This window comes from Salinivibrio sp. IB868, from assembly GCF_001995655.1.
GTDB classification, from domain to species: Bacteria; Pseudomonadota; Gammaproteobacteria; order Enterobacterales; family Vibrionaceae; genus Salinivibrio; species Salinivibrio siamensis.
Window position 1 is genome coordinate 436,488 of record NZ_MUEW01000001.1, and the last position, 24,201, is coordinate 460,688.

The 24,201-nt window shown below is 52.1% G+C and carries 20 protein-coding genes and 1 other annotated feature; of the genes, 8 read left to right on the forward strand and 12 right to left on the reverse strand.

What is annotated here, in order from left to right:
- Window positions 1-27: 27 nt before the first annotated feature.
- The 3 genes from topA to sohB all read right to left on the reverse strand — a co-directional run bounded on the left by topA (window position 28) and on the right by sohB (window position 4,097).
- Entirely contained in the window at window positions 28-2,658 is a 2,631-nt protein-coding gene (topA, locus tag BZG20_RS01920) for a type I DNA topoisomerase (protein WP_077577951.1), read from the reverse strand.
- A 162-nt stretch (window positions 2,659-2,820) separates the two neighbouring features.
- The gene (locus tag BZG20_RS16230; RefSeq protein ID WP_268794217.1) at window positions 2,821-2,946 is read right to left on the reverse strand and encodes a hypothetical protein; all 126 of its coding nucleotides are present in this window, start codon (window positions 2,944-2,946) and stop codon (window positions 2,821-2,823) included.
- 98 nt (window positions 2,947-3,044) lie between these two features.
- The gene (sohB, locus tag BZG20_RS01925) at window positions 3,045-4,097 is read right to left on the reverse strand and encodes a protease SohB (RefSeq protein WP_077577952.1); all 1,053 of its coding nucleotides are present in this window, start codon (window positions 4,095-4,097) and stop codon (window positions 3,045-3,047) included.
- Window positions 4,098-4,222: 125 nt separating this feature from the next.
- Between sohB and BZG20_RS01930 the strand changes: the two genes are divergently transcribed.
- The gene (locus tag BZG20_RS01930) at window positions 4,223-4,966 is read left to right on the forward strand and encodes a YciK family oxidoreductase (RefSeq protein ID WP_046073427.1); all 744 of its coding nucleotides are present in this window, start codon (window positions 4,223-4,225) and stop codon (window positions 4,964-4,966) included.
- Window positions 4,967-5,011: 45 nt separating this feature from the next.
- On the opposite strand, the gene BZG20_RS01935 is transcribed toward BZG20_RS01930, so the two are convergent.
- From BZG20_RS01935 to BZG20_RS01955, 5 genes are all read right to left on the reverse strand, one after another.
- Window positions 5,012-7,138, reverse strand: a complete 2,127-nt coding sequence (locus BZG20_RS01935) for a TonB-dependent siderophore receptor (protein WP_241829509.1) — start codon at window positions 7,136-7,138, stop codon at window positions 5,012-5,014.
- A gap of 77 nt (window positions 7,139-7,215) precedes the next feature.
- Window positions 7,216-8,115, reverse strand: coding sequence for an AraC family transcriptional regulator (locus BZG20_RS01940; protein WP_077577953.1), 900 nt, complete (start codon window positions 8,113-8,115; stop codon window positions 7,216-7,218).
- Window positions 8,116-8,315: 200 nt separating this feature from the next.
- Window positions 8,316-9,293: a 23S rRNA pseudouridine(2605) synthase RluB gene (gene rluB, locus BZG20_RS01945; protein ID WP_046073429.1), complete on the reverse strand. Its 978-nt coding sequence runs from the start codon at window positions 9,291-9,293 to the stop codon at window positions 8,316-8,318.
- A 307-nt stretch (window positions 9,294-9,600) separates the two neighbouring features.
- Complete coding sequence (locus BZG20_RS01950; RefSeq protein ID WP_077577954.1) at window positions 9,601-10,221, reverse strand: L-threonylcarbamoyladenylate synthase; 621 nt, start codon at window positions 10,219-10,221, stop codon at window positions 9,601-9,603.
- A gap of 106 nt (window positions 10,222-10,327) precedes the next feature.
- Complete coding sequence (locus BZG20_RS01955; protein ID WP_077577955.1) at window positions 10,328-11,230, reverse strand: PHP domain-containing protein; 903 nt, start codon at window positions 11,228-11,230, stop codon at window positions 10,328-10,330.
- A 415-nt stretch (window positions 11,231-11,645) separates the two neighbouring features.
- Window positions 11,646-11,740 (forward strand) — a sequence feature (Trp leader region).
- A gap of 83 nt (window positions 11,741-11,823) precedes the next feature.
- Between BZG20_RS01955 and aroF the strand changes: the two genes are divergently transcribed.
- The 7 genes from aroF to trpA all read left to right on the forward strand — a co-directional run bounded on the left by aroF (window position 11,824) and on the right by trpA (window position 19,649).
- Window positions 11,824-12,837 (forward strand): 3-deoxy-7-phosphoheptulonate synthase, encoded by a 1,014-nt coding sequence (gene aroF, locus BZG20_RS01960; protein WP_077577985.1) that lies wholly within the window; start codon window positions 11,824-11,826, stop codon window positions 12,835-12,837.
- On the forward strand, window positions 12,834-14,438 hold the full coding sequence (locus BZG20_RS01965; RefSeq protein ID WP_077577956.1) for an anthranilate synthase component 1: 1,605 nt from the start codon (window positions 12,834-12,836) through the stop codon (window positions 14,436-14,438). Before aroF ends, BZG20_RS01965 begins: the two co-directional genes overlap by 4 nt.
- Window positions 14,435-15,049, forward strand: a complete 615-nt coding sequence (locus BZG20_RS01970) for an aminodeoxychorismate/anthranilate synthase component II (protein ID WP_077577957.1) — start codon at window positions 14,435-14,437, stop codon at window positions 15,047-15,049. The genes BZG20_RS01965 and BZG20_RS01970 overlap by 4 nt, the downstream gene beginning before the upstream one ends.
- 80 nt (window positions 15,050-15,129) lie before the next feature.
- Window positions 15,130-16,134: an anthranilate phosphoribosyltransferase gene (trpD, locus tag BZG20_RS01975; RefSeq protein WP_077577958.1), complete on the forward strand. Its 1,005-nt coding sequence runs from the start codon at window positions 15,130-15,132 to the stop codon at window positions 16,132-16,134.
- Entirely contained in the window at window positions 16,131-17,519 is a 1,389-nt protein-coding gene (gene trpCF, locus BZG20_RS01980; protein WP_077577959.1) for a bifunctional indole-3-glycerol-phosphate synthase TrpC/phosphoribosylanthranilate isomerase TrpF, read from the forward strand. Before trpD ends, trpCF begins: the two co-directional genes overlap by 4 nt.
- A 121-nt stretch (window positions 17,520-17,640) precedes the next feature.
- The gene (trpB, locus tag BZG20_RS01985; RefSeq protein ID WP_077577960.1) at window positions 17,641-18,834 is read left to right on the forward strand and encodes a tryptophan synthase subunit beta; all 1,194 of its coding nucleotides are present in this window, start codon (window positions 17,641-17,643) and stop codon (window positions 18,832-18,834) included.
- Entirely contained in the window at window positions 18,831-19,649 is an 819-nt protein-coding gene (trpA, locus tag BZG20_RS01990) for a tryptophan synthase subunit alpha (protein ID WP_077577961.1), read from the forward strand. Before trpB ends, trpA begins: the two co-directional genes overlap by 4 nt.
- 76 nt (window positions 19,650-19,725) lie before the next feature.
- Here the strand turns inward: trpA and BZG20_RS01995 are convergent, their stop codons facing one another.
- From BZG20_RS01995 to cls, 4 genes are all read right to left on the reverse strand, one after another.
- The gene (locus tag BZG20_RS01995) at window positions 19,726-20,982 is read right to left on the reverse strand and encodes a GGDEF domain-containing protein (RefSeq protein WP_077577962.1); all 1,257 of its coding nucleotides are present in this window, start codon (window positions 20,980-20,982) and stop codon (window positions 19,726-19,728) included.
- A gap of 10 nt (window positions 20,983-20,992) precedes the next feature.
- The gene (locus BZG20_RS02000; protein WP_052707999.1) at window positions 20,993-21,526 is read right to left on the reverse strand and encodes a molybdopterin-dependent oxidoreductase; all 534 of its coding nucleotides are present in this window, start codon (window positions 21,524-21,526) and stop codon (window positions 20,993-20,995) included.
- A 321-nt stretch (window positions 21,527-21,847) separates the two neighbouring features.
- Window positions 21,848-22,153 (reverse strand): hypothetical protein, encoded by a 306-nt coding sequence (locus BZG20_RS02005; protein WP_046073439.1) that lies wholly within the window; start codon window positions 22,151-22,153, stop codon window positions 21,848-21,850.
- Window positions 22,154-22,347: 194 nt separating this feature from the next.
- Complete coding sequence (gene cls / locus BZG20_RS02010) at window positions 22,348-23,808, reverse strand: cardiolipin synthase (protein ID WP_046073440.1); 1,461 nt, start codon at window positions 23,806-23,808, stop codon at window positions 22,348-22,350.
- Window positions 23,809-24,201 lie beyond the last annotated feature (393 nt).

Consider the following 24,201-nt stretch of genomic DNA (forward strand, 5'->3'; position numbering starts at 1 on the left):
GTTTAAATCATTGGCGTGATACGCCCATTAGGCTTTGGCTTTCTTCTTGCGTTTATCAGTGACTTCCCACTGACCGTCAACAAAGAAGGCTGACCAGCCCGTTGGCTTGCCATCTTCCTCGCTACGCACGTAATTCTCTTTGGTTTTACGTGCAAAACGAACCACAGTAGGACGTCCATCGGGATCTTCCTGCGGCGCATCGGCAAGGTATTTGAACTTGTCCGAAATGCGGTCTTTGAAGCGATGAAGCTCCTCCACCAGCGGCGCACGTGTCTCGCGGGATTTGGGGAAATTACTCGCGGCCATAAATAGGCCAGAGGCACCATCACGTAACACGAAATAGGCATCCGAGTTTTCACATGGCAACTCTGGGAAGTGCACCGGATCTTCTTTCGGTGGCGCAACGTCCCCATTTTTGAGGATCTTACGCGTGTTCTTACATTCCTCGTTGGTGCAACCCATGTATTTACCGAAACGGCCATTTTTCAGCACCATGTCGCTACCACATTTGTCGCACTCTACCACAGGCCCATCGTAGCCTTTGGGTTTGAACTCCCCTTTTTCAACCACATAGCCTTCGCAGCTCGGGTTATTACCACACACGTGCAACTTGCGATGCTGATCAATGAGGTAAGAGTCCATTGCCGTTTCACAAATCGGACAACGCTTCATCGCCCGAAGATCAGCGGTTTCAACGTCCTCTTCGAGCACATTGACAATACCATCTTCGTCCATCAAGTTGATGGTGGTTTTACACCGCTCTTTCGGGGGTAATGCGTAGCCCGAACAACCGAGGAACACGCCAGTCGATGCGGTACGAATCCCCATTTTACGCCCACAGGTTGGACAGTCGATATCTGTCATCACCATGTTATTGGGCTTCATTCCACCTTCGTCTTCATCCTGCTCGGCTTGGCCTAACTCAGCGGTGAAATCCGCAAAGAAATCATCAAGCACCGCTTTCCAGTCGGCTTCACCTTCGGCAATTTTATCGAGCGACGCTTCCATACGAGCGGTAAAGTCATAGTCCATCAAATCGGCAAAGCTTTGGTTGAGACGATCAGTGACAATCTCGCCCATTTTCTCAGCATAGAAGCGACGGTTTTCAACTCGCACATAACCGCGGTCTTGTATCGTGGAAATAATAGACGCGTACGTCGATGGACGACCAATGCCCGCTTTTTCTAACTCTTTGACCAAGGCCGCTTCGGTATAACGGGCGGGTGGCTTAGTAAAGTGTTGTTTCGGATCAAGCTTGTCGAGTGTCAGTGATTCACCCACCTCAACCGCTGGCAAGGTTTGATCTTCGTTTTTACCAGAAGGACGCTGTACCCGAGTCCAACCGTCAAAGCGCAGTGTGCGTCCTTTTGCTTTCAAGGTGTAATCGCTCGCATCGACCGTCAAGGTCGTCGAGTCATATTTTGCCGGTACCATTTGACAGGCCACAAACTGGCGCCAAATCAAGTCGTACAGACGATGCGCATCAGGGTCCATCCCCTGCAAATCACTGGCATTGACACCCACATCAGAAGGCCGGATGGCCTCGTGCGCTTCTTGGGCATTGGCTTTGGCACCATACACGTTCGCCGACGCTGGTAAGTACTTCTCACCGTATTCGCTAGCAATATGGCCACGAGCCGCTTCGACCGCTTCTTTGCTGAGGTTGGTCGAGTCGGTACGCATGTAAGTGATATAGCCGGCTTCATACAAGCGTTGCGCCAACATCATGGTTTTCTTCACCCCAAAGCCGAGACGCGTGCTTGCCGCCTGCTGCAATGTTGAGGTGATATAAGGCGCCGAGGGCTTACTCGTTGAGGGGCGATCTTCGCGATCACGCACCACAAAGCTGGCGTGCTCGAGAGCCGACACCGCCGCCATCGCCTCATCTTTATTTTTCGGCTTAAAGGCTTTGCCATTTTGTTGCGCCACGAGCAGTCGCAGCGCCTGCTCTTTCGGTGTGAGCGTGTCGGCGTGCACATCCCAAAACTCTTCGGGAATAAAAGCTTTTATCTGATGCTCACGTTCAACAAGCAGCTTTACCGCGACCGACTGCACACGACCGGCCGACAAGCCTCGCGCCACTTTTTTCCATAGCAACGGCGAGACCATAAAGCCCACCACACGGTCGAGGAAACGCCGCGCTTGCTGTGCGTTGACACCGTCGATATTGACGTCACCCGGTGCGTCAAACGCCTGTGTGATCGCATTTTTGGTGATCTCATTAAAGACCACGCGTTTGAAGCGGTCGTTATCACCACCGATGAGTTCGCGCAGGTGCCAAGCAATGGCCTCCCCTTCGCGGTCCAAATCCGTTGCGAGATAAACGTTGTCGGCTTTCTCAGCCAGTGACTTAAGCTCGGCGACGACTTTTTCCTTACCGGGCAACACTTGGTATTTTGCTTGCCAGCCATTGTAAGGATCAACGCCCATCTTGTTGATGAGCGCCTTCTGTTCTTTTTCTTTTTTAATTCGCGCTTTTTCTTCGGCGCTGAGCCCTTTCGTGGACACAGGTGCGGCCTTTTTACCGCCTTGCGTCGCTCCAGTTGGCAAGTCACGAACATGTCCGACACTCGACTTCACCACGAAGTCTTTGCCGAGATATTTATTGATCGTTTTCGCCTTTGCTGGGGACTCCACGATGACGAGAGATTTGCCCATAATGACCTAATTGACGCCCTTTGCGCTAAAACTGTCGAAAATTCGTTGCGTTGCACTTCCATGCCGGAGTGCCGCTATCTGTTTACAATATTGAGCGAGTCTAGCCGAATATCAACTAAATTCGCAGCAAAACACGCTGATTGCTCGTCCCTTCCACAATTGTTAAGCAATTGTGATGGTAATATCCCGATTGTTCTTCATGCCGGTTTCCGGCAAAAACGCGCTAATCATTACCATTGCCGCACGCAAAATAGCTAAATGGATGCGGTAATCTTTGGCTTGGCTCACATTATTATGGCTATTTCGCTCATTATCGTGCGCCTGTTACCGCTATTTTCTTCCGTTGTTTATCGCCCAACGCTAACAGGCAGCACTCGGGGAGTGAGTTAAACCAACGGACGCTGACCACGACTAATCCATTTTAGCAGCACACGATCTGCCACCTCCGCGGATGCGCCAGCAAGCTTTTCAGCAATGTTTTTACGCTGATGGTAAGACACCGACAGCACTTTTCGCTCGTTATTCGCCGCCTGGAACAAATACTCGTCGCTGGTACAGACCTCATCAATCAATCCCAGATCCAATGCTTGGTTACCAAACCAGTGTTCACCGGTGGCAACCTTATCGACATTAAGAGACGGGCGGTATTCGCTGATAAACGCCTTGAACAGGCCATGGGTTTCTTCCAGTTCCGTTTTGAACTTCTCGCGCGCTTTGTCAGTATTTTCACCAAACATGGTTAGCGTGCGCTTAAATTCACCGGCGGTCAGCTGCTCAAATTCAATATCGTTCTTCTTAAGCAACTTGTTGAAGTTGGGCAGCTGGGCAATCACCCCAATCGAGCCAATGATCGCAAACGGCGCTGCAATCAACTTATCCGCGACGCATGCCATCATATACCCGCCGCTTGCGGCCACTTTATCAACCGCCACGGTTAAGGGCACGCCTGCTTGACGGAAGCGTGCCAGCTGAGACGCCGCTAGGCCGTAGCCATGCACCATACCGCCGCCACTCTCGACGTTGACCAAGACTTCGTCCTGTTCGGTTGCTACCGACAAAATCGCCGTGACTTCTTCTCGCAACGCCTCCACTTCGCGGGCATCGATGCTGCCTTTAAAGTGGATCACAAACAATTGTGGATCCCGTTGAGCCGATGGCTCATTTTGCTTTTTGGCTGCGGCTTTTTGCGCCTTTTCTTCTTTCTTCTTGGCTTTTTTCTCGTCTTTCTCTCGCGCTTTTAACGACGATTCATTGTACAAGTGCTGCTCTAGCGATTGACGATAATGCTTAAACCGCTCAGTTAAGTCAGTGAGCTTTAGGCTACCTTTTTGCCCCCCTTTGTCGCTCGCGGCGCGCACTAAAGCGACCAATACAAATGCCGCTAATAAGAAGGTGACGACTTTTGCCAGAAAAAGCCCATAATCCGCAATGAAATCCAATGTTGTATCCTCTTTTTTGTCGCTATGTTGGCAATGCCGTTAACCGTACATCACGCACTTGGTTGTCACACCTTACCCGCAACCTTACAATAATCTACGTTTAACAATAAATAAGGATTTATATCGTGGACTACCAAGTAAGCTCAAACGCGCTTGACGGGCGTGTGATTTTGGTGACCGGTGCGGGCGCTGGCATTGGCCGCCAAGCCGCACTTAGCTATGCAGAGAAAGGCGCTACCGTCATCCTTCTCGGCCGCACCGTGAAAAAACTTGAAGCAGTATACGATGAAATCGATGCTTTGGGCGCGCCACAACCAGCGATTATCCCATTGGATATGCTGGGTGCCACGCGTCAGCATTATTTGGATATGGCAGACACCATTGAACAACAGTTCGGGCGCTTAGACGGCGTACTGCATAATGCTGGCTTGCTCGGTGTGCTGAGCCCGTTCGATCAGATTGATGAAAAATCTCATGACGATGTGATGCAGGTGAATGTCAAAGCCACCATGCTCATGACGCAAGCCCTGCTGCCATTATTGAAAAAGTCTGACGATGCTCGCGTGGTGTTTACCACATCGACTGTCGGCCACCAAGGGCGTGCTTATTGGGGCAGCTATGCGATTTCTAAGTTCGCGACCGAAGGCATGATGCAAGTGCTGGCGGATGAAATGTCTGATACCAAGGTACGAGTCAACGCCATCAACCCAGGCGGTACCCGCACGAGTATGCGCGCGAGCGCTTTCCCAGGAGAAGACCCTGACACGCTCAAAACGCCTCTCGATATTATGCCACTTTACCTGTATTTGATGGCCCCAGAAGGTATTGGCGAGCACGGCCAGTGTATTGATGCACAACCTAAGCGCTAAGCATTGCGCCCCCATGGCTGGGGGCGCTCGTTTTAGCAAACCGATTTAAAAATCGATGCTGAGTTTGGCTTTGATGTTGCGTTCGTCCCCATACCAACAGTTCAATTCATCAAAACAGCTGTAAGTGGTTTTATCGAACAAGTTTGTCGCAGATAGGGACAATTTTGCGCCTGATAGCGACGGTGATGCTTGCGAAAGATCGTAACTAATCGCGGTATCAAACACCGTATAGTCGGGCACCGTAAAGGTATTGGTGGCGTTACCCTGTGACTCACCCACATACCGTGCGCCTAAACTCACGCGTGTCCCCGCACTGACCTGGTGATTCAGCCACGCACTGGCAGTCTGCTCTGGCACCCAAACTGGGGTCTTGCCCTCTAGGTTAGGGTCATCCGTGATCTCCATATCAATATAGCCATAAGTTAAGGCCACATCCGTCTCTACACTAAGTGCATGATTAAACTCAACCTCTATTCCACGAGAGCGGATTTCACCGGTTTGAATTTTCGCGTATGAGTCGTTGGGATCATTCACCAGCGCGTCTTGCTTTTTAAGCTCGAACAACGCCACGTTGACGCCCGTGCTACCGTCTAGTGACAAGTACTTGAGGCCGGTTTCCCATTGTTTACCCGTGGAAGGGTCAAACACATTACCCCGATTATCCATATCGGTTGGTTCAAAGCTTTCTGAGTAACTCAGATAAGGGGAAATGCCGTTGTCAAACTGGTACATCGCACCGGCACGGAATGCCAGATTATAGTGACGAATGTTTTTCTCTGAGGCACTACTTAAGGTTTGCTTGTCATCTTTTAACTCGTACTCGTCGTAACGTGCCCCAGCGAGCAACACCCATTGGTTCCACAAGATCTGATCTTGGGCATAGAGGCCAGTCTGTGTCACTTCAATATCATGGTCTTCTTGGTAAGCAAAACTGAGTGAGTCGGGGTTAACCTGGTTATTATCGGGATCGAAAATATCAATATCCGGCACCACATTCGCCAAAGTATCGTCATAGTCAACGTCGGAAGACATATCTTGATAATCAATACCGAACAAGGTGTAGTGCTGTGCCGACCCCCAGTTCAAATCACCAGAAAGCTGTGTATCGACCACCCAAGCCGCCATTGTTTCATCGGTTAAGTAAGCGTTTCGCGGATAGTGGCGGCCGTCATCGCTTTTTTGGTGATACATGTTTTTTTGCAGCAAATCAGCATCTGTGTAGCGTGCCGAGTGCAGTAACGACCAGTTTGATGAGAGCTGGTGCTGCACCTTGTAACCCAGCATCAGAAACTCACGATCATAAGTATTCCAGTTGTTGTCACCGGAAAAGCTATCGCTAGAAAGGCTGCCTTGGTCACTATGCAATACCGAGCCGTTGGCCGGCAATGAGGTATAAATACCCGCCGCTGGATCCGCTTGGTAATAAAGATTAAGGTTCACCAACGTATCTGGCGACACCCGCCAATCTAGCGATGGGGCGACGACATAGCGCTCTTCTTCTGAATCGCCCGCTTGGCCATCTTTTTGTCGTGCCAGCGCCACCATCCGGTACGCCAATGGGGTGTCAGAAATCGCACCAGTACTGTCAACAGACACTTCACGCAGCGCATCAGAGTCGGTGCTCATCGTCACACGGTGCGCCGCCTCTTGTTGCGGTGTCTTGGCGATCATATTCACCATCCCACCCGGTGGAATATTCCCGTATAACACCGACGTCGGCCCTTTGAACACTTCCACTTGTTCAATCGCAATCGGATCGATTTGTGGCTGTAAATTCCAGGTGTTGTAAGGTACCGCGAGACCATCAAAAAAGTTCTGATAGTTGATAAAACCACGAATATTAAAGAGATCGAGTCGCGTGACGGCCCCACCCCGCAGCTCAGTATTTACACCCGGTGTGTAACGTACCACTTCACTCAATGAACTGGCTTGACGCTGTTCGATGGCCTCTCGGTCGATGACAGTGACCGCTTGAGGCGTTTCTTCTGGTGCCAGTACTGTTTTCGTGGCCGTATTGCGGTAGGTGTCGCCTAAGACTTGTATGGTTTCCATCTCGGCGTGTTGCGACTCGGCATAAGCTGATGGCAGCATCAAGCTCCCCATAACCGCCATCGCTAACGGGGACAGTCGCCATCTGGCAACCTGCTGCACGCGTGCACAACCCATATCCATGATGATTTTCCTCTCAATGCAAATTAAACGTAAAACGGAATCATTCGCATTTTAAAGGTGTGCATGGTGAATACTGTTCATTTTGGTGCATGATGGTGACAATCCAGCGGGATCCAGTACGTCATTACCGCGTCATCGGCTTCTGGTTGATATCCAGGCGGATAGACTTCAAGCTCGATACCATCCGTGCATCGGTACCCTGAGGCAGGCAACCAATGATAGATAAAGGTATGCAAGGTCTTAGGCAGTTCACTCACGGGCCCCAAATGCGTAATCACCGCATAGGTCGCCTCTGGCACCGTCCACGTGGCTAAAGATAGGCTTGACGGCGCATCTCGCTGCTGACCGGCGAGGTAGGGTAACGGGGTTTGAAGTGTATCAGCGCTGGCCACATCAATCGCACCAATGCTTGGCTGACCAACATCAATCAACCCAGCCTCGTGCGCATCACGCCACAGCTTAGGCACCACGTCAGTAAAATCAGGCTCAGGTGCAAACAAGCCTAATATAGGCGACGTCTGCCCCACCAGCGTGATCGATGATCGCGTTTGAATGTGCACCGACAGCCAAGACGGATTGGGAGTCGCCAGTGTCGTAATATGCAGTGGTGTTCGAATACCATCCATCACCCCCCGCTGGCGATACGTACGAGGACTCACCCCGAACTGCTGACGAAATGCGCGGGAAAAATTCGCCTCTGAGGTAAACCCAAACGACAGCGCGATATCAATCACTCTATCGGACCGAGAGAGCAACTGTTTGGCGGCATAGCTAAGTCTGAGTTCACGCACATAATACGCCACACTCACGCCCGTTTGTTCCGAGAACACGCGCTGCAATTGCCAGCGAGACCAGCAGCTGTGAGCGGCCAACTCACTGACAGAAAGCGGTTGGTCAAGGTTTGCGTGGATAAAGTCTAGAACCCGCTCGATACGATCAAAGCGTGCGGTTTGCTCTGGTGCTAATGCCGTTGTCATCACATCCTTTTATCGACAAAATTGTAAATAAACTCCAAGATAACACAAACAATAATCATTATCATAACTGAAGTGAAAGAGGCCAACCGATACGACAGATAATAAGGCTGCAACTGTTATAGTGAGCGCGACGAGTTAGAGCGTCACACAGAAATAGAAAGCCCGGCACATGGCCGGGCTTTAGCGAACATCACGCAGACTTACTTACGCGTTCTTGGTTTGCCTTTACCACGCGGCGCGCCCGAGCGCTGATTGCCCTTTTTCGGGCTTCCGCCTTTCGGTCCTGCCGCAGGTGCGTTACCCCGACGAGCCTGACGGGTTTTCTTCGGCTTATCATTGCTATCGATACGCTCTTCGTAACGGCGTACTGCACGACGGATCTTCTGGCGCGACTTTTTACGCTTTTGATCATCTGGCGTGATAACCGTTTGCGACTCTGGCTTCATCTCTACCATTTCGCGCAGATAATTCACTTCTTTCAGATCCATCTCACGCCAACCACCACGCGGCAGATCTTTTTCAAGATAGATATCGCCGTAACGCACACGCTTCAAACGGCTTACGGTCACACCTTGGGTTTCCCACAAACGACGCACTTCACGGTTGCGCCCTTCAGTAATCACCACATAGAAAGTGTGATTCATCCCCTCGCCGCCCGCATAAACGACATCTTCAAAGCGCGCCACGCCATCGTCTAGTTCTACGCCGTGAACAAGGTTTTTCACCATATCTTCGTTCACGTCACCAAACACACGCACCATGTACTCACGTTGCACTTGGCGGCTTGGGTGCATCAAACGATTCGCTAGTTCACCGTCGGTAGTGAACAGCATTAAGCCTGAGGTATTGGCATCCAAACGGCCAACCGCTACCCAGCGCGCATCTTTCAATTTGGGCAAGCGATCGAATACCGTACGACGCCCCTCTGGGTCGCTTCGCGTACACAGTTCACCCTCTGGCTTGTTGTATGCAAGAACGCGACACACAGACTCAGAAGGCGCATTAAGCTGCACCGCATGACCATCAACACGCACCAATGCACTGGGATCATCAAGGCGGTCACCCAGTTTGGCGACGGCACCATTAACACTCACCCGGCCGGCTTGAATGTATCCTTCCATTTCGCGGCGTGAACCTACGCCAGCACGCGCTAGCACCTTCTGTAATTTTTCGCTCATGTTTTTTACCTTACTGTCGCCTTCACAGGCGTCATCACTGTCACGATTGGCATAAGAGCTAACGATAATGAGTTAGCCAGCCGTTAATGATACCAATAAGCGTAGAGATAGAGAAACAGTTTCACGCGTTCACGGCATATCAGCTGTTGTGGCTGAGTCAATCGCAAAACACCTGGACAAAAAAACGCCCAGCAAGGTGGCTGGGCGGGAATGGAAGGTCAACCACAGGTTGACGCAACATCAGAACAAGAACATTGCATGAGTAATTACGCGCGACACTGTGCGTTGGTTCACCCACAGTCAGACATTAATCAAACGGGGCGGGATCACCACTCCCGTGACGGCGAACCTCAGGCATGCCTTCACTGAAATCAACCACTGTGGTGGGGTGCTCACCTAATACACCACCGTGCATAATCAAATCCACACTGTGCTCTAACTGATCACGAATTGCTTCGGGATCGGATTCGGTAAAGTCGTTACCCGGTAAAATCAGTGAGGTCGACATTAGCGGCTCACCCAGCGCCTCGAGCAAATCCAGGGCGATTTGGTTATCCGGTACGCGAATGCCAATGGTTTTCCGTTTTGGATTCATCAACCGTTTTGGCACTTCTTTGGTCGCTTTGAAAATAAACGTATACGCGCCAGGTGTGTTGTTGCGGATCAAGCGAAATGCAACGTTATCGACCCGTGCGTACAGTGATAACTCAGACAGATCGCGACACAACAAGGTGAAGTTATGATCTTTATCGAGCTCGCGAATACGGCAAATACGCTCTAACGCTTGTTTGTTCTCAAGCTGACAGCCAAGCGCATAGCCCGAATCGGTCGGATAAATGATTACTCCACCGTTTCGGACAATTTCCACCGCTTGTTTGATCAGCCGCGCTTGCGGGTTCTCTGGGTGGACATAAAAAAACTGACTCATGGTTCCTCCTGCTGTAGCTTGACCCCGTGGGGATGCGCACCGCAAATCCAGCGTGAATGGTCTGCGCGCCGGATAATCCTTATCGCTATCAATATAACGTATTTCGTTATTGTAACGCGTCTGGCTTGTCGCTATCTAGTTGATTTACTGATTGCCATTTTTGTTCAGCCGCCTCTAACCACGTCCAGTCACACCAAACCGGCTGACTGTCCTTCGGCAGCCATAAATTGCGGCCCAGCTCTGTCCACGGCGAAGGATAATGAAAATCCGACCCCAGCGAGGCCAGCAAGCCATAATCGCGCGCGTAATCGGCCAGCAAACGACGCTCTTGTTGAGACTGCTGAGGAAGAGCGACTTCGATAGCATCGCCATTGGCGTCAGAAAACGTAGCCAGTAATCGTTTCAGCCACTTGGCTTTGAGTTTGTATCGCCCCGGATGAGCAAGCACCGCTTGTCCCCCAGCCTCATGGATCGCTTCAACGGCCTCTGCAATCGAGCACCAGTTCGGTGGTGCATAGCCGGTGTTCCCTCGGGTTAAAAAGCGCTTAAAACAGGCTTGCATGGTTTTCGCGTGACCTTGCTCCACCAACCAGCGCGCAAAATGGGCACGGGTGAGCGGCGCATCGCCAGCCAGTTCGCGCGCACCTGCGAGCGCACCTGTGTAGTGCGAGCGCTCTAACCGCTCAGCAATCAGCTCAGCACGTTGTTGGCGTCGCTCAGCTTGCTCCGCAATCAATGCGATTAACGCCGGGTGCTGGGGGTCGACATTTAACCCTACAATGTGGATATCAAAGTTCTGCCACAAGGTTGAAACCTCAATGCCGTTGACCAGCGTAAGGGGCAAGTTTTGATGGTCAATTTCTGCTTGCGCCTCCACCAGCCCAGCGGTGGTGTCGTGGTCGGTAATCGCCAACACGCCCACGCGACGCTCGACCGCGCGCTGCACCAAGTCTTTTGGCGATAAGCGGCCGTCGGAGGCAGTGGTATGGCTATGTAAATCAATGATCATGGTGTACCGGGTTTCCTTAATGTACTCGCGCCTTGGCACTGTCGGTTTGCGCCATATCAGCCTGAGGCTGAGTACGCGCCATGCGGGCTCAGTCGATGTGAATGCGCTAAGTTGACCAGCGCTCGCGAGCACGGTGAATATCTTTGCTCTTTATTATCGTGTGTTTAGTCCGCACATTTTCTGCATTCTTTTCGATTTACCCGTTGACACAGAAGCAAAATATCAGTTTACTAGTACACAAGTTAACGCGCACCACTTCTCAGTCTCGGGGAGCGATATGGCGCTAAGGGTAACAGTCACAACGGAGTCTCGCAGCATGTATTTCAACGCCGCGTCTAGATCACATTCGATTCACACTGCACCCACTGCCGAACAGGCCGTGAGTGTATTGGCGACATCCATGACCTCTGTTGCGCTTATTTGGTGGCACGGCTCCTCACGGGCGGTGTGACGCGCTGTATAGACAGCCATCCTATTCACAACGCCCGCCACTGATGCGGGCGTTTTTGTCTCTCAGTTTTGCCATCACGCGTTATCGTGCCACCACGCATTCAGCCACGGTAACTGGCAACCATAGTTTAAAAGGATATTTGATGATTATTGTACTTAAGCCCCAAGCCACCGAGCAGGATGCCAAAGCCCTCCTCAATAAAATCGAGCAATGCGGTTTAAAACCGCTTTATATGCCGGGAGTGGAACGCATTGTATTGGGCGCGCTGGGTGATGAACGTGTGCTGCAACAATGCCATTTTGAGGCCAACCCGCTGGTTGAGGAAGTCAAACCGATTTTAACCAAGTACAAACGTGTGAGCCGTGATGTACAGCCGCATGACAGCGTGGTGCATATCGGCAATGTACCCGTGGGCGGTCAACACTTCGTGGTTATGGCAGGCCCCTGCTCGGTGGAATCCGAACAACAACTATTGTCCGTGGCGGAGCGAGTCAAAACGCACGGCGCACGTGTGTTACGGGGCGGCGCCTTTAAACCACGCACTAGTCCTTATGATTTCCAAGGCATGGGGATTGAGGGGCTAAAGCTGCTCAAACAAGCCAGTGACCTGACTGGCATGCCAACCGTGTCAGAAGTAATGGAAATTAGCCAAGTCGACGCCGTGTGCGAGTACATTGATTGCCTGCAAATTGGCGCGCGTAACATGCAAAACTATGGCTTACTCAAAGCGGTAGGCGAAACCGGCAAACCTGTCTTGTTAAAACGTGGGCTTTCCGCCACTATCGAAGAGTGTTTGCTGGCGGCGGAATATGTTGTCGATGCAGGTAACCCCAATGTGATTTTATGTGAACGCGGTATTCGTACTTACGAAACCGCCACACGTAACACCTTGGATTTGAATGCCGTGGCCTTGATGAAGCAGCGCAGCCATTTGCCTGTGTTGGTCGACCCAAGCCATGGTACCGGCGTGCGAGAGCTGGTGACGCCACTATCACGCGCCGCGGCGGCCGTGGGCGCGGATGGCATCATTGTGGAAAGCCACCTAAACCCGAGCGAAGCACTGTCAGACGGCCACCAAGCGTTAACCGGCGATATGTTCGCGCAGCTGATGCAAGAACTCACCCCCTTTGTGCAAGCGGCAGGGAGAAAGCTGTGAACACTCATGATCCCCAACATGGCGAGCTTGATACGCTCCAACTTTCGGTGCCTTATGTCGCCGACCCGACCGAGTTGTATGCCGCCGTGTGCCAAGATAAGCCTTACAGCATGCTGTTGGAGTCGGCAGAGATTGACTCCAAACGTAACCTTAAAAGCCTGATGCTGGTCGATGCCGCCGTGCGCATTGAGTGCCGCGGGCAGCGCGTTACCTTACAAGCGCTCACCCATAATGGCAGCCATTTGCTGGAGAGCATCGCCCAGATCGCAGCGCTGAAAGCCCTTGCCTGTAAGTTAGAGCAGGCCGACGATGGAGACTTTCCCTCCCTGACCTTGACGTTCCGCCATCCCAACGACAATGGCGCGCTGTTGGATGAAGACGCCCGTCTGCGCCAAGCGTCGGTGTTTGATGCCCTGCGTGTCATCAAACAAAGTATCGCGTTGGATAATCAACCGGACGATGCGCTCTTTATCGGTGGCCTTTTTGCCTATGATTTGGTGGCCAGCACTGAAACGCTGCCCGAGGTGGACGGCACCGAGCACTGCCCCGACTACCTGTTTTATGTCGCGGAAAGCTTACTGGTGATTGACCACCAGCACCGCCAAGCGCGCCTACAAGGCACCTTATTTGGTGGTGATAACGCCCGCGCCCACTATGTGGATTTATCGCGTCGCTTGCAGAGCATCAAAGAAGCCTGCTTATCGCCTGCGCCGCTTCCAGAAGCGCCCGTGGTGACCGATCACAGCGTTGCGGTTTCCGTCTCTGATTCAGACTTTTGTCAGCAAGTTGACGCGCTGAAAAAGCACGTGATTGCCGGAGATGTGTTTCAAGTGGTGCCATCGCGCCGCTTTACCCTCGCCTGTCCCTCGCCGCTCAATGCTTATCGAGCGTTGAAGCGTGGCAACCCTAGCCCGTATATGTTTTATCTGCGTGATAGCGAATTTAGCTTGTTTGGCGCCTCGCCGGAAAGCGCCCTCAAATATACTCAATCGACTAATCAGGTGGAGATTTATCCCATCGCGGGTACGCGCCGACGGGGAAAAACCGCCCAAGGCGACATTGATCACGACTTAGATAGCCGCATTGAGCTTGAGCTGCGCAATGATGAAAAAGAAAATGCCGAGCACATGATGCTGGTCGATTTGGCCCGCAACGATGTGGCGAGAATTAGCGCGCCCGGCAGCCGCCATGTCGCCGACTTGCTCAAAGTCGACCGCTACAGCCACGTCATGCATTTAGTTTCTCGGGTGGTGGGTCAGCTGAAACCCGATCTAGACGCGCTGCATGCGTACCAAGCCTGTATGAATATGGGCACGCTCACCGGTGCGCCCAAGCTTCGCGCGATGCAGCTTATCCGTGACACCGAACAGTGCCGACGCGGCAGTTATGGCGGGGCCGTGGGCTATTTTACCGGTTCGGGTGAGATGGATACCTGTATTGTGATCCGCTCTGCCTACGTTGAAAACGGCGTTGCCACCGTGCAAGCCGGCGCGGGTGTAGTGTTTGATTCTGACCCTCAAGCCGAAGCGGACGAAACCCGCGGCAAAGCACAAGCGGTGATCCATGCGATTCAAACCGCCCACCAAGGAGGCCAATCATGAGTACCCCGCTAATGGACATCGTCCTGCTCGATAACATGGACTCCTTTACCTATAACTTGGTGGACCAATTTCGCGCACTGGGTTACCCGGTCACGGTGTTCCGCAATCATTTAGAGGCCGAGGCGATTGCTCGCCACATTCGAACCCTGCCCCAACCACTGCTAGTGCTCTCGCCCGGCCCTGGCGCGCCGGCTGACGCTGGCTGTATGCCCGCATTGATTGAAAAACTGCGCGGCCAAGTGCCAATGCTGGGGATTTGCCTAGGTCAGCAAGCGATCGTCGAAGCCTACGGCGGCACAGTCGCCGGTGCTGGCACCATCATGCACGGCAAGGCTTCGGCCATGCATCACCAACAGCATGCGGTATTTGGCCCATTGGCATCCCCACTCACCGTGGCCCGTTACCACTCACTGGTGGCGACTGAAGTGCCTGCCAGCTTGGATGTCATCGCCACCGTGTTTGATGGCGACGATCAAAAAGTAATGGCGGTGGTGAGCAATACCGACTATGTGGTCGGTTATCAATTCCATCCAGAGTCCATTTTGACCGCACAAGGCGCAGCTCTGCTCACCCACACTATCGATTGGGCGAGTGGCTACTATCAGTGCTAACAACAACATCAGCGCTAACAACAACACGTGCCAGATAAGCACGGAGCTCGAACAGACAAATACCGAGGTTAAGTACAGTGATGGATCAACTACTAGAGACGCTCTACCAACAACAGTCACTCAGCCAAGCACAAAGCGAGCAGCTGTTTAGTGCGATCATTCAGGGTGAACTCGAGCCAGCACGATTAGCGGCTGCGTTAACCGCATTGAAGATTAAAGGGGAAACGCCTGAAGAAATCGCGGGCGCAGCAAAAGCACTCACCGACAACGCCGAACCTTTCCCCCGCCCCAGTTATCCGTTTGCCGATATCGTTGGGACGGGAGGCGATGGCGCGAACACCATTAATATTTCAACCACGGCCGCCTTTGTCGCCGCCGCCTGTGGCGTTAAAGTGGCCAAACACGGTAACCGCGGGGTGTCGAGCAAATCGGGCTCATCGGATTTACTCGCCGCCTTTGGCATTGATTTGGCGATGCCTGCCGACCACGCCCGCGAGGCCTTGGATAATCTGGGCGTTTGCTTTTTATTCGCGCCGCAATATCACACTGGCGTACGACACGCGATGCCCGTACGCCAAGCAATGAAAACACGCACCATCTTTAATCTGCTTGGGCCGTTAATTAACCCAGCGAAACCTCGCATTGAGCTGATGGGCGTGTACGACCAAGCCTTAGTTGCGCCAATTGCACAAACCATGCAAAACCTCAATATGACACGCGCGGCCGTGGTTCACGGTGACGGTCTGGATGAAGTGGCTATCCACGGCCCCACAACGGTGGCAGAAATCACCCCGACCCACATCGAGCATTACACCTTAACCCCTAGCGATTTTGGTGTATCTCAATATCCGCTGGATAGCATTGCTGGGGGCACGCCGGAGCAGAACCGAGCGATGATCAGCGCGATTTTGCAAGGTAAAGGCACAGACGCCCAGCAAGCGGCAGTAGCTGTCAATGTGGCACTATTGCTACGCTTATTCGGACAAGAAGACTTGAAAGCAAACACACAACAGGCCTTGGACGTGATGGCGTCGGGCAAGCCTTACACCATCATGCAAGCGTTAGCACAAAGGAGCGCAGTATGACCACCTCAGCCCTCAACGACACTATTTTAGGCCGCATTGTCGATGACAAAAAACGCTGGGTGGCCGCGCGTAAGCGCACTCAGCCGCTGGACAGCTTTATCGACCAACTGACGCCCAGTGATCGTGACTTTCGTGCTGCACTGGCCGCGCCGGGCTCACAGTTTATCTTGGAGTGCAAAAAAGCCTCACCTTCAAAAGGGTTGATTCGAGAAGACTTCGATCCAGCCAGTATTGCCCGTGCCTACCGACCCTTTGCCGCGGCCATTTCAGTCCTGACGGACGAGGACCACTTTCAGGGCAGTTTTGACTTCTTGCCGATCGTGCGCGAACAAGTCGATGCGCCTGTGCTTTGCAAAGATTTTATTATCGACCCTTATCAGGTTTACCTCGCGCGTCATTATCAAGCCGATGCGATCTTATTGATGCTGTCAGTACTCGACGACGCCGAATACCGCGAGCTGGCCGATTTAGCCGAGTCGCTAAAGCTGGGCGTGCTTACCGAAGTGAGCACCGAAGACGAGCTCGCACGTGCCAATGCCTTAGGGGCGGTGGTGATTGGCATTAACAACCGGAATTTGCGTGATTTAAGCATCGATCGCGATCGCACCAAACGTTTAGCACCACAAGTGGGCGAAAAAGCGATCGTGATTTCAGAAAGTGGTATTCATAGCCACCGTCATGTGCGCGATCTTGCCCACCACGCGGATGGCTTTTTAATTGGCAGTGCATTAATGGCAGAGCCCGATCTTACCCTCGCGCTACGTAAAGTGATCTTGGGAGAAAATAAAGTCTGTGGGCTTACTACCGCCGACGATGCCCTCGCCGCCTATAACGCTGGCGCTGTCTACGGCGGACTTATTTTTGTTGAGCACTCGCCGCGTGCTGTCACACCCGCCGTGGCCGAGCGCGTCCAGCAAGGCGCGCCGCTGCGCTATGTGGGCGTGTTCCAAAATCATGCGCTAGATACCGTGGCTGAGTACGCACAACAGCTCAGCCTTCACGCGGTGCAACTGCATGGTGATGAAGACGCAGCGTATCTACAAGCATTGCGTGAGAAGCTCCCTGTGCACTGTGAAATTTGGAAAGCGCACGGTGTCTCTGATGTCGCACCGGCTTTAGACGGTGTGAATGCTGACCGCCACCTTATCGACAGCCGAGTCGGCCAACAATCTGGCGGCACGGGTAAAACCTTTGATTGGCACCTGATCCCTAAAACCGCCAAAGACAAAGTCATGATTGCCGGCGGGCTCACCCCCGAGAATGCGGCCAAAGCGGCTGAACAAGGGTGCCTTGGGCTGGATTTTAACTCCGGCGTCGAGCATGCGCCCGGCGTGAAAGATGCCAACAAGTTACAAGCGGCGTTCCGCGCCCTTCGCCGCTATTGATTTTTCGAGATAGTTGATTTTCCGAGATGGTTGATTTCCCGAGATAATTTAGCTGAGAGGATAGATGTCGCCAAGACAGTCAACGTATCTCGGCCCCAGTTAAAGACGTAAAAGGATAATTATGAGCAAGCTTAACCCGTATTTTGGCGAATTTGGTGGTCAGTATGTGCCCCAAATTCTAGTGCCTGCGCTTGATCAGCTCGAACAGGCGTTTATTGATGCCCAAGACGACCCGAAATTTAAAGACGATTTTATCCGCCTGCTGCAAGAGTATGCCGGACGACCCACCGCGTTGACGCTTTGTCGTAACCTCACCAAGGGGACGAACACCAAGCTGTATCTTAAGCGCGAGGACTTGCTGCACGGCGGGGCGCACAAAACCAACCAAGTACTGGGCCAAGCGATGCTTGCCCAGCGTATGGGCAAGTCAGAGATCATTGCCGAAACCGGAGCCGGCCAACACGGTGTGGCGACCGCACTGGCGTGTGCGCTACTGGGGCTGAAATGCCGCATTTACATGGGGGCCAAAGACGTTGAGCGCCAAAGTCCTAATGTGTTTCGAATGAAGCTGATGGGTGCCACTGTGATTCCAGTACATGCGGGCTCTGCCACGTTAAAAGATGCATGTAACGAAGCGATGCGCGACTGGTCAGCCAACTATGATACCGCCCACTATTTGCTCGGTACCGCAGCGGGCCCGCACCCCTTCCCGACCATTGTGCGCGAATTTCAGCGTATTATTGGTGAGGAAACCCGTGCGCAAATTCAGCAGGTAGAAGGTCGCTTACCGGATGCGGTAATCGCCTGTGTGGGCGGTGGCTCAAACGCCATTGGCATGTTTGCTGACTTTATCGATGACAAAGACGTGCGTTTAATTGGTGTTGAGCCCGCGGGCAAAGGACTCGATACCGATCAACACGGCGCGCCCTTAAAGCACGGCAAACCCGGTATTTTCTTCGGTATGAAATCCCCATTGATGCAAGATGAATATGGTCAAGTGGAAGAGTCGTATTCAGTCTCAGCCGGATTGGACTTCCCGTCTGTGGGGCCACAGCATGCGCACCTTAACGCCATTGGTCGCGCCGAATATCCGGCGGTCACCGACGATGAAGCCTTAGAAGCGTTTCAAGCTCTTGCGCGCAACGAAGGTATTATTCCCGCGCTAGAATCTGCCCATGCACTGGCTCAAGCCCAAAAAATGATTGCCGCTGATCCTGAAAAAGAGCAGCTTTTGGTGGTCAATCTATCCGGACGTGGTGATAAAGATATCTTTACTGTATATGACATTTTAGAAGGCAAAGGAGAGCTGTCATGATGGCATCATCAACTCGATATCAAGCGATGTTCGCAAATCTGGATGCCAAACAGCAAGGTGCCTTTGTTCCTTTTGTCACCTTGGGGGATCCAAATCCAGAACAATCACTCGCCGTGGTCGATGCCTTGGTTGAGGGCGGTGCCGACGCGCTGGAGCTTGGCATGCCGTTTTCCGACCCATTGGCTGATGGCCCGACCATTCAGGATGCAACCATTAGAGCAAGATCGGCTGGCACTACCCCCGATACCTGCTTTGAAATGTTGGCAGCGATACGCGAAAAACACCCTAACGTGCCGATTGGGCTGCTGATGTACGCTAACCTCGTCTACGCACGTGGTGTTGACGCTTTTTACCGCCGGTGTGCGGAAGTGGGTGTCGATTCGGTGCTCGTGGCAGATGTGCCAATTGCTGAATCTGCGCCATTTCGCGAACAAGCGCTAGCGCATGGTATTGATCCGATTTTTATTGCGCCACCCAACGCAGACGATGCAACCTTAGCTAAGGTGGCGGAGCTCGGTCGTGGCTATACCTATCTGGTGTCGCGCGCCGGCGTCACAGGGGCAGAAGCCAAAGCAGGGGCTCCGGTTGAGCATTTACTCGGCACCTTGCATCATCATGAAGCACCGCGTCCGCTGCTTGGCTTTGGCATCTCGACCCCTGAGCAAGTCAAAGCGGCAATTAGCGCCGGGGCGGCAGGCGCCATTTCTGGCTCGGCGGTGGTGAAGATCATCGAGCACCATCAACATGATGTACCTACGATGCTCCATACGCTCACGCAGTTTGTCCATGAAATGAAAGCGGCGACGCAACAATAAAACGGCGCCAGTTACCACAATGGGCAGAATTGCCTGCCCATTTCACGTCACCCACCTATTAACGCTCGCGATAGTGTCATTCACGCGCATTAGGTTTACTGATTTGGCGGATTGTCGCGAGCGAAACCTTAAACGCATCCCCCTGATCAGTCTGTGTTTCATTGCTGTCGTCGCTCTCCAGCGCTGGTCGACGCGCGCCACGACTGTGCAGTCGGTGGTTAGATGCTTGCATCGCGTCATGGTAAACACGATATTGGTTTTTACCGCCATGTTTTGCCGCATACATCGCCGTATCCGCATACCTCAGTAGCCTTTCACCACTGATGTTATTTTGCCCGAATGCCAGGCCAATACTGGCTGACACTTTGCACCGGTGGCCAAGCAATACCGATTGTCGCTGCGCAATGTTGACCAGTGTCGTCGCTATCTCACCAGGCATATTTGCCTCTTGATAGGGAATTATCGCCGCAAATTCATCGCCACCTAATCGCGCGATAACGGCATGACTAGGGAGTTCATCAGCAAAGCGCTTTGCCAGTGTGCGCAAAAACACATCACCCACATCATGCCCATGCGTATCGTTTATCGCCTTAAAACCATCCAAATCGATCACTAAAATCGCCACCCCTTCTGTCGAGGTCGCAAAGCGGTGGTTCAAGGCATCAAACAGCCAATGTCGATTATTCAGGCCAGTCAGTTGATCCTCTCGGGCGAGTTTGTAGTAACGTTTCGCGTCATGCGCGATAAGCAGCAGAACCGTCGCACCAACCGCCATCATCCCCAATGTCATCATGGTGGTCAGCTGCCCAAGTTGATTAAGAAGCCGTGTGTGTTCTCGATAACCATTGCCTGGCAATGACAGTGTCTGCGCAAAGTAGTCTTCCAGCTGTTGCCGCTGTTGGCGATAGCGCGCCATCACGTCACCAATATTGTGTGTAGAAAAGCGTAAGGCATAGAAGCTAGCTTCGCTCGCCTGAAGATCGCGATATATCGCGTTAAGCAACATCCTAGGATTGGGCTGTGATGCGGTTTGTTCGCGAGCCATATTGATCGCGACAGGAAAGCGGCTCCACAAGATCTCATGCTGCACCGCCACATTATCAAAACTGCTCTTTCCGCCTTGATAGCGTGCCAGCAACGTCATCAGTGCATCGTACTCTTTGGACAAGCTAAGCATGTACCATACAAGTTTGCTTTGGCTGCTGGTTAACCGATCCGATAAGCTGGTTATCTTGTGCGTCGTCAACACCACGCCGACTGCCATTAAGGCGATACAGCCAACCAAGATCACGCGCTTAGCAGGCATGATCTTCAATTGCTTACTTCTCATCATTCATGCCTCCTCAAGGCTCAACCTCAATGTCTGTTAACTGCCAAACCATCGTCTCGTAGTAGCGATCGGATTGCAGTTGCGGGTAATCATCCAAAGGGTAAATCAACCAAAGTGGCCCTAATGTTCGAATGGTCATCGGTTTACCATTGCGCTCAAACGCAATAATGGGCTGATAGCGTGTTACCACATCCCGTGGTAAACGTGCCTGATAGCGGTTCATCGCATGAAGCGTCAATGCTTGATAGTGCGAGACATTGGCGGCTTCAAGCAATGTTGATAGTTTGACTCCTCGAAAGGTTTGCAACCCGGCGGTAAAAGGCGTGTGTGTACTGATATCGATGTGGGGCAATCTATCTAATTGTTGGCGATCAAACGTGATACGCTCCGCATCGCCCACCGTGAGGGTCAGAGATACAGGAAGACGAAGTGAAGCTTGTGCGCTGTCTAATGCGAGCACAGAGACAAATACCACCACGAAGGGAATGAGTACGCGCGTCGACGCGCAAAATACCGTTATATAGGTTGGGCATGATTGTATGTTCATCGCTCACCATTTACGTCTCTACGGTTGTGTTTACCAGCTGTCGCTCAACCGTTACCACTCAACAAAAACAGGTTTAGGTTGCGTACCAGACACACCCTGACCAAGCGTATTGCGTGCCCAGAATGAGCCACCTGTTAGCATCTCGCCACGTGTGTGGCGGACTTGCGACTAGTGTGCTTCAAAAGGATGCATATTGAACAGTGCTAACAAGCGGGTTTATTGATAATTCGCATAATTGAGACAGGGGGAGTCAATACGATCAGACCACACGTCATGAAGATAAAAAAGACCCACCAGTGAACGCACTGGTGGGTCAGGGTGTTAGCTCAGGTCGCGCATTAATATCTCAAACTCTTCTTGAGCTTGATCGATCAATGTCGCGAGCTCGTTGGCATCGCGATGGTTCAAAGGTAACGCCCAATTATCGTGTTTGCCAGGCTCAATATGCTCAGCCAATAACTGGGTGATTTTTCCTTTGCGCTGAAACGTCACTTCATCAAATTCAGCGAGATGAGGGCTTTCCTCGTCGGCGATGTGCACCGTCACATTGCCATTGGGGATCACCCGCACATGCGCTTGACGCGCGGGAGTGGTGTTTAAGGTATAACTACGTGAATGGATAGACATGTTAGCCTCCTATCACTCGACTTGGGGCACTCCCTATTATAGTGCTTAGCCATAAGGGATGGAGGACTATCCAGCTTTGTATTGCTTAAGATCATAGATGGTTACATTCTTGTTGCATCACCCCATGCAAAAACAAATACTTATTCAATAATACTGCATACGGTAAATGAATTCGCCCGGCGACTCAGCACCCCTTACAACAGCGGGCTAAACATGTAAAAGAACTGCTCAATCGGCTTATGATAGACCGGTCTTTGTTGCCAAGCGTCCGCACTAATGCGGGTCGATTGTGCCAAATAGTGTCGATGTAGCGCATGAATACTCGCACAAAACTCGGGATCGTCGACGGTCAGCGTGAGCTCAAAATTCAGCCATAAACTGCGCATATCAAGGTTAACCGTACCCACGAGGCAGTACTGCTCATCGACCAACACGGATTTGGTATGTAATAACCCACCACCGAAGCGGTAGATTTCTATCCCTGCTGACATTAAATCCTCAAAAAACGAGCGGCTCGCCCACTCCACCATCAAGGAGTCATTTTTCTCGGGAATAATCAGAGTGACTGACACCCCACGCTGCGCGGCCGTTTGTAAGCTCACCATCAGACCTTCACTTGGCACCAAGTACGGGGTGGTGATCACAATGCTCTTCTCTGCTTGATGGATAGCCAGAGTCAGCACTTGTTGAATCATCCCTTCTGGCAAGCCAGGTCCAGACGGGATAGCTTGCACCGCGTGATTGGCATGTTGGTGATCTTCAATCAGCAAACACTCTGGCGATGACGGCAAGTCGCGTAGCCCAGTTTCCACCTCCCAATCCCACGCAAACACGCTACTTAGAACGGGTACCGTAGGGCCCGAGACCCGCACCATTACATCCACCCATTGCCCGACCCCCGCGTCCTGCTTGAAAAAGCGAGGATCCACCATGTTCATCGAGCCAGTATAGGCAATATGGTTATCAATGATCGCCACCTTGCGGTGCTGGCGAATATCAAGGCGACGGAAGAACATCCGAAATGGATTCACGGCAAGAGCTTCAATCAGCTCAACGCCGGCTTCACGCATTGCATGTGGCCATTTGCTGCGGAAAAAAACTTTACTGCCGGCAGAGTCCAGCATAATACGCACGGGGATCCCACGTTTGGCCGTATCGCAGGCCGCCTGCGCAACTTCATCAGCATGGCCGCCGGGATGCCAAATATAAAACACCATATCGACGCTTTTTTGCGCTTGGCGAATATCAAGCGCGATCGACTTAAGAATATCGGCCGGTTCTGTTTGCAACGCCAGCTGGTTGCCGGTGAGCTCCGGCACACCAATTCGGGCATGGCAGAGTCGATTGACATGGTGAGATTGTTCATTGATATGCTGAGGACGATGTGCAGGGCACGCCTGCAAACTGAGCAGCCATTGACGATATGGCTCAAACATCGCTTTTGCTCGCATTGCACGCGTCTTACCAAGGTTAAGTTCGCCAAATAGCAGGTAGGCAATCACCCCCACGATCGGGAGGATATAAATGATCATTAACCAAGCGATCGATACTCCCAGCGCGCGGCGCTTGAATACCACTCGGACTGTCACCCCAGCAATGGTTAACCAATAGACCAGGAGCAACAGTAAGGTTACGATCTCGTAGACTTTTTCCATGCCTAATTGCACACCTTAATAATAACTGACGAAAGCGTGTTCTCTCGCTTTCTCTATTCTGCCTAGCTTGCCACTCGGTGCAAGCCATGATTTGTCTTTAGAAAAAGACAAGCGGCGTAAAAATCGTGATAAATGCCACACCAATGTAATGTTAAGTGCACCTTAAAGTGCATTTTAACGTGACCCAAAGCAGTAATGTTAACAATGTGTTAAATCAATAATTGCGATAGAGAAAGCCACTGTGATACTCACTATAGGCAGCGGATTCACCTTATCGATGCACACTAAGTAATCACACGGAGAGAGAATATGGGGAAATGTGGCGATATGATGGCATTACGTACGGCATGATCTTCAAATTCTACGCATAAACTGGTTTACTTACGAGTCTTT